The sequence below is a fragment of the Paenibacillus salivarius genome (genome assembly GCF_051307165.1).
GTDB lineage: Bacteria > Bacillota > Bacilli > Paenibacillales > Paenibacillaceae > Fontibacillus.
The window spans coordinates 2,848,687-2,860,586 of the sequence record NZ_CP195592.1 but is presented as its reverse complement, the minus strand read 5'-3'; the positions used below and the strand labels follow the sequence as shown (position 1 = coordinate 2,860,586).

Annotated in this window: 7 protein-coding genes; 4 read left to right on the top strand and 3 right to left on the bottom strand. The window is 47.4% G+C overall.

The window, feature by feature from the left end; translation table 11 throughout:
- Nucleotides 1–140: 140 nt before the first annotated feature.
- The 3 genes from ACSFXJ_RS12985 to ACSFXJ_RS12975 all read right to left on the bottom strand — a co-directional run bounded on the left by ACSFXJ_RS12985 (nt 141) and on the right by ACSFXJ_RS12975 (nt 2,969).
- Entirely contained in the window at nt 141–779 is a 639-nt protein-coding gene (locus ACSFXJ_RS12985; protein ID WP_435920780.1) for a phosphatase PAP2 family protein, read from the bottom strand.
- A gap of 20 nt (nt 780–799) precedes the next feature.
- Complete coding sequence (locus ACSFXJ_RS12980; protein ID WP_435920779.1) at nt 800–1,975, bottom strand: serine hydrolase domain-containing protein; 1,176 nt, start codon at nt 1,973–1,975, stop codon at nt 800–802.
- 85 nt (nt 1,976–2,060) lie between these two features.
- On the bottom strand, nt 2,061–2,969 hold the full coding sequence (locus ACSFXJ_RS12975) for a helix-turn-helix transcriptional regulator (RefSeq protein ID WP_435920778.1): 909 nt from the start codon (nt 2,967–2,969) through the stop codon (nt 2,061–2,063).
- Between the two features lie 100 nt (nt 2,970–3,069).
- Between ACSFXJ_RS12975 and ACSFXJ_RS12970 the strand changes: the two genes are divergently transcribed.
- The 4 genes from ACSFXJ_RS12970 (at nt 3,070) to ACSFXJ_RS12955 (ending at nt 11,827) form a co-directional block, all read left to right on the top strand.
- Nucleotides 3,070–3,543, top strand: coding sequence for a VOC family protein (locus ACSFXJ_RS12970; protein WP_435920777.1), 474 nt, complete (start codon nt 3,070–3,072; stop codon nt 3,541–3,543).
- Nucleotides 3,544–3,908: 365 nt separating this feature from the next.
- On the top strand, nt 3,909–7,112 hold the full coding sequence (locus ACSFXJ_RS12965) for a family 43 glycosylhydrolase (RefSeq protein ID WP_435925751.1): 3,204 nt from the start codon (nt 3,909–3,911) through the stop codon (nt 7,110–7,112).
- 87 nt (nt 7,113–7,199) lie between these two features.
- A complete protein-coding gene (locus tag ACSFXJ_RS12960) occupies nt 7,200–8,192 on the top strand; it encodes an S-layer homology domain-containing protein (protein WP_435920776.1) in 993 nt (330 codons plus the stop codon).
- Nucleotides 8,193–8,332: 140 nt separating this feature from the next.
- A complete protein-coding gene (locus ACSFXJ_RS12955; RefSeq protein WP_435920775.1) occupies nt 8,333–11,827 on the top strand; it encodes a carbohydrate-binding protein in 3,495 nt (1,164 codons plus the stop codon).
- Nucleotides 11,828–11,900 lie beyond the last annotated feature (73 nt).

The following is an 11,900-nucleotide window of genomic DNA, read 5'->3' as shown; positions in this document are numbered from 1 at the left end:
AAGCGTGAGATGCATCAAGCTGAGCTTGAGCTTGCGCCTTAACCAAAAAATCCCCTCATGAAGGAAACGCGGAAGCTTCCTGCATTCATGAGGGGATTTTTGGTGCATTGATTTTCGGAGGATATGAGTGTAGACCTTTCTTACCGGCGTCTTTCCTGATATCGCTGATAAAACCAGATTGAAATGGCCAGCCAACATCCACTAGCCAAGAATCCGCCGAGAACGTCACTCGGATAATGAACTCCCAAATAAATTCGGCTAACTCCGATCGTAAGGATCATCGCTGAACTGCCTACAATCAATATACCACGTCCCATGGCTGTCGAAATATGCCGCCACAGCAAAAAAGCAATCACTCCGTACAAACTAAAAGCCGCCATAGAGTGCCCACTGGGAAAACTAAACCCATTTGCATGAACAATTCGATATAGAGTTGGTCTAGCGCGATGAAAAACAAGCTTCAACGTTTCGTTAAGGAGCGCTGACCCGATGACGACCCAGATAAATAAGATTAATTCTCTACGGTGGTGCAGGACCGTATACAGCATGAAGAGAACAGCGATCGAAATCACCGTAGCCGGTATTCCGCTCCCGATATAAGTAAAGAATTTCATGATGCCCGTCAAGGAAGGTGATTCCAACCCTCGAAAAAAGGAAATAATCACATTGTCAAATTGAGCAATTTTGTTTTCCGATACCAGGAGAGCGATCCCCCCGAACCCCACGGCACACAAAAAGCTTATAAATAAGGCACGGGTAAGCTGCAATTTCAGATTCATCTAGAGGATTCGATCCTTTCTTACAAGTTACTGAACACGATATTACGAAGCTTGCGAGTGATCGCCATCGTACCGGCATCTCTTTTTTGGATCATAAATAGAAACGTCAGCCCGTCTTGAGGACTGTTCGTAAAATAAGTCCCTAACCAGCCATCCCAGCCATATTCGTTTTTGCTGCCAATAAATCCGGCTCTCCCGGGGTCGGTCATCATGCGCATCTGGTTTCCATAGCTATGGCCGCGTGACGTATGCCAAGAGTCAAATCCTTTTTGTTGCTTATCGGTTAAGCTGGCTGAAGTCAAATATTGAACCGTTCTGGGTTTTAACAATTGAACTCCGTTTAGCCTTCCTTGATTCATTAGCATTGATGCAAATTTTGCGGCATCATCGATCGTGGAGGCAAGGCCCGCTCCGCCCGACTCGAATGCCGGATCCAGGTCCATTTGATGGTTAATCCCGAGATGGTTTTCCGCGTAAAGCTTCAAGCCGCCCTGACCGTCATCCTGATAAGTTTTAACGAGGCGGTCTCTTTTTTCTTCCGGCAGCCAGAAGCCGGTATCCTTCATACCCAGCGGCTCGAATATTTCCTGTTTCAAAAATCGCCCATACCGCATGCCGCTAACCGCTTCCACAATCGCGCCAAGGACGTCCGCCGACGTTCCGTATTGCCAGTACGAGCCCGGTTCGAAAGAGAGGGGACCTTGACCTAGCCGGTTTGCGAATTCCACTGTATTGATGGGATTATCCCCATTCAAACGGCTGCCAAGCTCTTGAAATAACGCCTCCGTATGTTGCCCGGCTTTGTCGGTCCCGCCGTAGCTCAAACCCGATGTCATGTTCAGCAAATCATGAATGTCGACTTCCCGGCCGACCGGCACCAGTTCGCCGTTTTTTTCAACCTTTTGGTTTTTAAAGCCCGGAATATAGCGGCTGACAGGGTCGAACAAATCAATAGCTCCACGCTCTAACAGCATCATGACGGAGGTGGCGGTAATCGGTTTTGTCATTGAATATAAACGGAAAATGGAATTTCTTGTAATAGGTCGCTCCGACTCAAGATCGGCAAAACCGTCTTCGTGATAAAAAACTTCTTCGCCGTTCTTGATCACCATAAAGTTGCCGCCGGCGATTTCCTTGTTACCGATACTTGCTTTGAGCGTGTTTATTAATTGGTTCGTAATGTTCGAAGCGAGCATGACTGATATGTCTCCTTCTCAAATAGAATTCTTAAAACGGAAGAGGATGTTATTGAAACTTGTTACCAAGCACAGAATAAACTTTTCAGGAATATCTATCTACCATTTGAAGCAAATAATTTCGAAATGCTTCAACATATGATTTGGGCTCTAGAATTTGCAGATTTGTACCGAAACTTGCTAAAAATTGATAGCCGATACTGTTTTCAGGAACATAGATTGTAGCTAAGAAAAATTCAGAACTATAGTCCTCAATACACTTTCGGCCATACCTTTCGATAAAACGGTCTTTGATGCTGGGCGAAATCAACGCCTTAATAGCGACGAGTTGCGGTTGATAACCGGCTTCATCATGTTCCGACGCATCATCTCTTGGGGTAAACGTTTTTTCATCCATATGGAGATGATCGATTCTGGATAGTTTAAATGTTCTATATTCCTGACGCTGCAAACAGAATCCCTTTAAATACCAACTCATTTCGCTAAAATGAAGCTGATATGGCTCGACTGTTCTTTTCGTATTCCGGCCGTTTTTATCCATATAATCGAATGAAATGAACCTTCTCGCTAAAATCGCTTGTTGACAAGTCTTCAAGGATTGGCGAATTTCGGACCGACCCTTCCAATCATAAAATGACAGTTGGATCGAACCATTTGGAGATAATGGACTAACCATAGCTTCAATTTTTTTGATCGTCAATTCAACTTCTTCGCTAATCAGAATTTGTTCCAATCCGCCGAGCGCGGTCAATATATTCTCCAAGTCGGAGCTGCTTAAAAGACGCTTATCAAACTTGTATTCGTCCATAATACCGTATCCGCCGTTAACGCCATGAACAGAATAGATTGGGATGTTGGATAAGCTCAGGGTTTCCATATCGCGAATAATCGTTCTTTTGGAAACGTTAAATAATTGTGCAAATTCTTTGGCCGAAACGACATCTTTTTTCAGCAAAATCATGATTATCGATATTAATCTCTCAACCTTCTCCACGTCTGCTCCTCTTTTTTTGTACTTATTTATAAAAGGTGACATACAGCTGTCACCACTTATAAATTATACTTCATTTATCAAAAGAAGGAGGTACGACTTTATGTCAGCTATTGCATATTTAAATTTTGACGGAAACGCAGCACGAGCGATTGAATTTTATTCGGAGGCTCTAAACGCAAACGAGGTAAAAAAGGTAAAATTCGGGGATTTTCCGCAGGATCCAAATTATCCAATGCCGGAAAATGAACAAAATATGGTCATGGAGTCTTCAATCGAATTCGCAAGCGGGAAAATCATGATGTCGGATATTCCGCCTTCGATGAAGAGTGTGACGGGCGAATGGGTTAAAGGCAACAATATACTGATTAGTATCGTTAATGAAGATAAACGGGCACTTGAAACATATTATACCAATTTATCTGTCGGCGGTTTTGTAATCATGCCGTTATCAGATACGCCTTGGTCTTCGTGCTTTGGAATGGTGGTGGATCAGTTCGGGGTCACCTGGAAATTTAATAGTGATGCAGATCAATTTCTTGACCGAGTAATTTCAAGCAAATTATTCATGGGATGAATTAAAATCTATAAAGACTTTAAAAGCCGCATATAATGCGGCTTTTTGTTTGTTTTTCTATACGATTGAAACCTGGATCACCAAAAAGTCTACAATCAACAAAAGAAATTACATCGTGATTATGTAGAGACGCAGTTATAATGAGTGCAGAAATTCAGGAAAACAGACAGGTTTGCATTGGGATTACGAGTGTGAAAAGGGGGGACATTTATGAATTGGCGGACTTATTAGGCACAAATATAAAAGCGCTATCATTTTCAAATATAGTATTATTAGGTATTTATCGTGATGGATTAGAGCCTGAATGGGAGGATTTAAATATGTATAAAGAGTCATTGGTACTCGTTTTAGTTTGTACTTTATTAATGAGCTTTCTACCAGCCAAATCTATCTATGCTGCCGATAAAACTGCTAAAAACCCGATTATATGGGCGGATGTTCCGGATGTTAGTGTAATCAGGGTAGATGATACCTATTATATGACCAGTACAACGATGCATATGAATCCGGGTGTTCCCATTATGAAATCCAGGGATCTCGTAAACTGGGAAATTGTCAATTATGTATATGACATCCTTGCGGCAAGTGACAAACAAACGCTTTCCAATGGGCAAAATATTTACGGGCAAGGCTCATGGGCTAGTAACATCAGATATCATAACGGCAAGTTTTATATCGTTTTTGCTTCCAATGATATCGGTAAAACGTTTATTTTTCAAACCGCCGACATCGAAAATGGTCCTTGGGAAAAGTATGAGCTAGCCGGCGGGGTCTATCATGATATGTCCCTGTTGTTTGACGATGACGGACGCGTCTATCTAGTATATGGCAATGGCACCATTCGGATTATCGAGCTTACTTCGGATGCCACGGCGGTCAAACCGGGAGGAATGAACAAAATCCTCATTCAAAATGCAAGCGCTCCCGGAGGTTCAGGCGGATTAGGTGCTGAAGGGTCTCACATTTATAAAATAAACGGAAAATATTATATCTTTAATATTTCATGGCCGGCCGGGGGGATTCGGACTCAACTGGTACACCGGGCTGATAGAATCGACGGTCCGTATGAGGGCAAGATTGCGCTAAAATCCGGAAGTCTCTCCAATGTAGCCGGAGTAGCCCAAGGCGGGATCGTGCAAGCGGTTGACGGGAAATGGTACGGTATGCTTTTCCAGGATTACGGCTCGGTAGGACGTATCCCTTATATTGTTCCCATGACATGGAGCAATGACGGATGGCCTGTTTTCGGCGATGTCAACGATACGGGCATTCCTGCCGATCTTTCGAGCTCCTGGGTATCCTCCGACAGCTTTGATCAAAGGCCCGAAAGAGTCGGGGCTTATCATACGGAAGTCGCAAGCGGCGAAAATGACTATAACGGCTCCAACCTCGCGAACGTATGGCAATGGAACCACAACCCCGACAACAAGCATTGGTCTCTGACCGACCGTCCCGGATATTTAAGATTAACGACAGGGAGAACAAGCACCGGCATCCTGGATGCCAGAAATACGCTTACCCAGAGAACGTTCGGTCCGGAAAGTTCAGGAACTATCGCTATCGATGTCAGCCATATGAAGGACGGGGATGTTGCGGGAATTTCCGCTTTCCAGAAAAACTACGGTTTTGTCGGCGTTAAAATGGAAGGAACTGAAAAATCGGTTGTCATGGTAAACGGAAGCTCAGGGTCGGCGGTAGAAGCGGCTAGTATCCCGATCGATAAGGACGTCGTCTATTTACGGATTGAACTCGATTATAAGAATCGGACGGACAAAGCGTATTTCTATTACAGTCTGGATGGTGAACGCTGGGCATCGATCGGAAACACGCTTCAAATGTCATATACGCTGCCGCATTTTATGGGCTATCGATTTGCTTTATTCAATTATGCAACAAAAACCGCAGGCGGTTATGTCGACTTCGACTATTTTCGGCTGGATGACAAGTTGGCAGGACCGAATGATGATGGAAACTTGAAAGAACTTCGAATAGACGGCATTCCCGTGCACGGCTTCAGCCCCAATATATACGTCTATGACATAGATGTTCCGCTAGGATCGTCACCGCCTCAAGTTACCGCGACGGCAAACGATCCCAAGGCGACCGTGAACATCACACAAGCGACGACAATCCCCGGAGAAGCAAGGGTGAAAGTCTTAAGGGACGGAGTTGAAGCAGCCGTATATACTCTTCGTTTCAGTTCGCCGGTCTTCGTAGCGATTGAGGCCGAAAAAGCGGCGGACAACACGGAGGAGGCTTACGTGCACGGCACGATCGACGGCCATACCTGGTCGCTGGTCGACGGACAGTCCACGAAAGCGATGTTCTTCGGGCCTGATACCGGGTTCAATATGTCCGGAACGGATGCTGCGACCCTCGCCACAGGCTCCAGGCTTGGATATAAGATCAACATCCCGAAAGCAGGGGCTTACCAGCTTTGGATCCTTGCCAAGAGCGTCGATTTCAATTCCGATTCCGTCCATGTCGGAGTGGATCAGCAGTATAAATTTACATCTAACGGCATTGAGGGAATCAGCGGCGGACAGTTCAAATGGGTGAATCTCAGCAACGGCGGCTCTGTCGTGCCTGGGGGAAGTCCATTAAATTTCAGCGCCGGTGAGCATGAATTAAATTTCTGGGGCAGAGAAGACGGATTAACGATTGACCGGATTTATTTGACGACGAGCACCTCCACGGGTGATCCCGTCTGGCCGTCGACGGAAGAGCCGGAACCGACGGAACCTGCAGTTGTCCTGTCGGCAACGGACAGTGTGAAGCCCGGAAGCAGCTTTACGGTCGGAGTTAACCTGAACAACCTGGAAGAAAGCATATATGCACAGGACATCACGTTGACTTATGATGCCGACGTATTTGACTATATGAGCGCAACATCCGCAACGTACAATGTGGAGCTGATGACAGAGGAGAAAGACACCTTGGGTGAAGTCCGATTGATCTCCGCCAATATCGGAGGCATCTCGGGAGATAACACGCCAGTTCTGGATCTGACCTTCAAGGTGAAATCCGGGGTTCAGAACACCAGCGGTGCGATTGCCGTGACCCGGGCGGAGCTGGGAACGTCGGAAGGTGCTGTGATCCAGGCGGCCACGGACCGGAAGGTCATAACCGTAGGAAGCATCGATGTGGGCGTCGACAAGACGGCACTGAACGCTGCGATTACGAATGCACAGAACTTGTATGACGCCGCAGTCGTAGGCACCCTGCCTGGTCAATATCCGCAAGCGGCCAAAGATGCCTTCGGCATTGCGATTAACGCGGCCAAAGCGGTTAAAGACAACTCGGGCGCGACCCAGTCTCAGGTTGACAACGCCGTCAGCGATCTGCTCCGTGCGGTCGACACCTTCAAGTCCGCAGTAATCAAGGAGGTTTCCGCGGACCTGAACAAAGACGGAATCATCAATGTGGGTGACCTTGCGATCGTCGCTTACCATTATGGCAAAAACTCCACCAGTCCGGATTGGGCGATAGCGAAGATCGCCGATCTGAACGGCGACCAGAAGATCGACATTACGGACCTCGCGTTCGTTGCAACCCAAATCCTAAATTAGTTAATTCATTATAAAAATTTTCTCTCAGTACGCCCTGTTCCGCTCAGAGAGGCAGGGGATGGGGCGTGCTGAAATAAGGAGAGCCCTATGAAAAAACGAAAATTAGCCATCTTGGTCTGTTTTATTGCTGTGCTAACAACGGCTTTCATGCCCGTTACGGGATATACAAAAACGGAGACGGGCTTTTCACTAACCAAAAGTTCAGATCAAGCTCTTCCTGACAAAACGCTGACGGTAACCTTGAATGGAGACAACCTGAATGGGCTCTATGCTTATGAAGCTTCCATCAGGTTCGACCCTAAAATCGTTGAACTGGATAAAGCCGAGTCGAAGTTAGAAGGTTACTTCATCACTCCGAAGGCTGAAGACGGAACCATGACGATCGCGTTCACGAAAATCGGAAAAAAGGCAGGTGAGCAAGGGAATGCAGCTTTAGCCTCCATTCAATTTAAAGGGAAAACCAAGGGAGATGCCGGCATTAAACTGGTATCCGTAAAGGCATTGGACCCGGCTTTGAAAGAAACGGTTTACAACAATAAGACCACCTTCGACGATCTTGCAGGTTATGAGTGGGCAAGAATGGAAATCGAAACTCTTGCCTCATCCGGAATCATTAAAGGAACGTCGCCTACCACTTTTAGTCCGGGAGCGAAGATTACAAGAGCGGACTTCGTTAGCTTACTGGTCAGAGCGCTGCAGCTGGATGCCGATATCGAAGGAAACTTTAAGGATGTCAAACAAACCGACTATTTTTACAAGGAAGTAGGGATTGCCAAAAAACTCGGAATTGCTCTGGGTACGGGCGACGGCAAATTTCAGCCGAAGCAAAGTATTTCCCGGCAAGATATGATGGTGACGGCCGAACGCGCTATGAAAATTGCGGGAAGAATGCTCGATGAGAATGACTCGGATTTAAGCAGTTTCAGTGATTCCGGAGATGTATCCGCTTACGCGGTAAATGCCTTAGCGCAATTGGTCAAGAAAGGGATCATTGAAGGCTACAACGGCATGATTAAACCTAAAAATACAGCGATCCGGGCGGAAGCAGCCGTCATTATTTACCGGTTATTGAACATCTAAACGTCAAACCTTTCATGAGGTTGTTCAGATTACTGAACTGCCGGGAAAGGAGGTGTCAACGTTCAAGTTAAGCAGCATGAAGCTCCTACATAAATGTTAAGCGTCTTTTAACCAATTTATGAAAGGGTGGAATTAATAAAATGCGAATATGGAGTAAACTGCTGTCCATGATTATGGTTCTAACGCTTGCCATCGCGTCAAGCCCGTTAAATGCAAAGGTCCAGGCGGCGGAAGGAAATACGCTTACCCCGGCATTTGCCAAAACGCCCGGCAACGCCAATCCGCTATTTTCGCACAAGTTTGGGGCTGATCCCTATGCCATGGTTTATGACGGCAGAGTTTATATTTACATGACCAATGATATTTTTGAGTACAATGCGAACGGAACGATTAAGGATAACGGATATAGTCGTATCAACAAGATTACGGTGGTTTCCTCCGATGATATGGTGAACTGGACCGACCACGGGGAAATTCCTGTAGCGGGCCAGCAAGGGGCGGCCAAGTGGGCAAACAATTCATGGGCTCCTGCCGCCGCTCATAAAACGATAAACGGGAAAGAGAAGTTTTTCCTGTACTTTGCGGATAGCGCAAACGGGATCGGCGTTCTCACCGCAGATAGTCCGATTGGACCGTTTACGGATCCAATCGGGAAAGCTCTGATCAGCAGAAGCACTCCAGGCGTAGAAAATGTGACATGGCTGTTTGATCCTGCCGTGCTGATGGATGATGATGGAAGCGGATACATTTACTTTGGCGGGGGAATTCCGGCCGGAAAGGATGAAGACCCGGGAACCGCGCGCGTTGCAAAGCTAGGCGATGACATGATCAGCCTGGATTTGGCAGCCAGCGGGGGGAAGGCTAAACCGATTAATCCGCCATGGCTGTTTGAAGATTCGGGAATTAACAAGTACAACGGAAAATACTACTACTCCTACAGCACAAACTTTTCCGGTCAACACCCGCCGGATATTCCAACCGGAACGATTGCCTACATGGTGAGTGATCATCCGTTGGGTCCATTCACCTACGTTAAAACCATATTACCGAACCCTGCTGTATTCTTCGGCGTCGGAGGCAACAATCACCATGCCATGTTTGAATTTAACGGCCAATGGTACATGACCTACCATGCACAGACCGTGGCTAAAGCCATGGCGGAGAGCGGTCTGGTACCGGAATTGGGCGGCCAGCCGCATGGGTATCGGAATGCACATATTAATAAGGTCAGTTTTGATGCAAACGGAGTGATCGAAACAATTACGGGCGATTACGCCGGGGTTCCTCAACTGAAAAATTTGGATCCTTACAAAAGGGTAGAGGCTGAAACGATCGGCTGGAACGGAGGGATATCTACCGAGACTACGACCCAGCCGGGAGGAATGGTTAACAGCATTAATCTTGCTGTAAGCAGCATCAACAATGGAGACTGGACGGCCGTTTCCAAGGTTGATTTTGGCACGGAGGGTGCTGGAACATTTACGGCGAATGTGGCTAGCGATTCCAGCGGCGGAACGATTGAACTGCATCTCGATCGTGCGGATGGTCCGTTGATCGGAGTTTTACCGATTTCCAATACGGGCGGCGAAAATACCTGGAAAACGAAGACAGCCAGTATTTCCGGCGCAACGGGAGTTCACGATCTATACATGGTTTACAAAGGCGCTTCGACAGGTAACCTCTTCAAGGTAGATTATTGGCAGTTCGGGAAGAAGAATGCGGTTCGCGATCTTGTAGCCATCAATGCATCTGTCGATAAAAACAAAATCGATCTGGTTCCCGGAAACAACACGGCAAAAATGGAGGTTGTAGCCGTTTATAGCGATGGAACAAGTGAGGATGTTACTGCCCAGGCAAACGCAACACCTGCACAAAACGGTATTGTCGATATAAAGAACGGAGTAATCACCGGAGTGGGGTATGGGTCAACAACGATCGATATCAGCTTCGGCGGAAAGACGGATTCCATAAATATACTCGTAAAAGACCTGAACAGTGAACTGTCGGTCAAACGGATTACGGTCGACAATCCTTCATTTGCTCTGGATACCGGACAAAAGGCTAATTTTAAAGTCACCGCAGAGTATGTTGACGGACATACGGAAGATGTGACGAAGAAAGCAGTTTACGATAATCCCAATCCCAATATCGCAGATGTTTCAAACGGTACGATTACTGCAAAAGCCAGCGGAACGACCCAAGTAGTCGTAAGTTATCGGGGAGAATTGGGCGAAGCTGCAAAAACCCAAATTAGCATAACTGTCGATACTCCCGCATTCGTAGCCATTGAGGCCGAAAAAGCAGCGGAAAACTCGAAGGAAGCTTACGTGCACGGCACCATCGACGGTCATACCTGGTCGCTGGTCGACGGGCAGTCCACGAAAGCGATGTTCTTCGGGCCAGATACCGGCTTCAATATGTCCGGAACGGATGCGGCGACCCTCGCCACAGGCTCCAGGCTTGGATATAAGATCAACATCCCGAAAGCTGGGGCTTATCAGCTTTGGATCCTTGCCAAGAGCGTCGATTTCAATTCCGATTCCGTCCATGTCGGAGTGGATCAGCAGTATAAATTTACATCTAACGGGATTGAGGGAATCAGCGGCGGACAGTTCAAATGGGTGAATCTCAGCAACGGCGGCTCTGTCGTGCCTGGGGGAAGTCCATTAAATTTCAGTGCCGGCGAGCATGAATTGAATTTCTGGGGCAGGGAAGACGGATTGACGATTGACCGGATTTATTTGACGACAAGCACCTCCACGGCGGATCCCGTCTGGCCGTCCACGGAAGAGCCGGAACCGACGGAACCGGCAGTCATCCTATCCGCAACGGACAGCGTGAAGCCCGGAAGCAGCTTTACGGTCGGAGTGAACCTGAACAACCTGGAAGAAAACATATATGCTCAGGACATCACGGTGAGTTATGACGCCGACAAATTCGACTACATGAGCGCAACATCCGCAACATATAACGTGGAGCTGATTACAGAGGACAAGGACACCTTGGGAGAAGTCAGACTGATCTCCGCCAATATCGGAGGCATTTCAGGAGCTAGCTCGCCGGTTCTGGATCTAACCTTTAAGGTGAAATCCGGGGTTCAGAACACGAGCGGTGCGATTGCCGTGACCCGGGCGGAGCTCGGAACGTCGGAAGGTGCTGTGCTCCAGGCGGCCACGGACCGGAAGGTCATTTCCGTAGGAAGCATCGATGTGGGCGTCGACAAGACGGCACTGAACGCTGCGATTACGAATGCACAGAACTTGTATGATGCAGCAGTCGTAGGTACCCTGCCTGGTCAATATCCGCAAGCGGCTAAGGATGCCTTCGGCATTGCGATTAACGCGGCCAAAGCGGTTAAAGACAACCCGAGTGCGACCCAGTCTCAGGTTGACAACGCCGTCAGCGATCTGCTCCGTGCGGTCGACACCTTCAAGTCCGCAGTCATTAAGGAAGTATCCGCGGACCTGAACAAAGACGGAGTCATCAATGTGGGCGACCTTGCGATCGTCGCTTACCATTACGGCAAGAACTCCACCAGCCCTGATTGGGCGAAAGCGAAGATCGCCGATCTGAACGGCGACCAGAAGATCGACATTACGGATTTGGCGTATGTTGCCTCTAAAATAACTGACTGAACCTAGGTAAAGATATGGACGGGGATTCTTGTTATCCCTGTCCATATTCCTTACATCCAATAATCAGATGTAA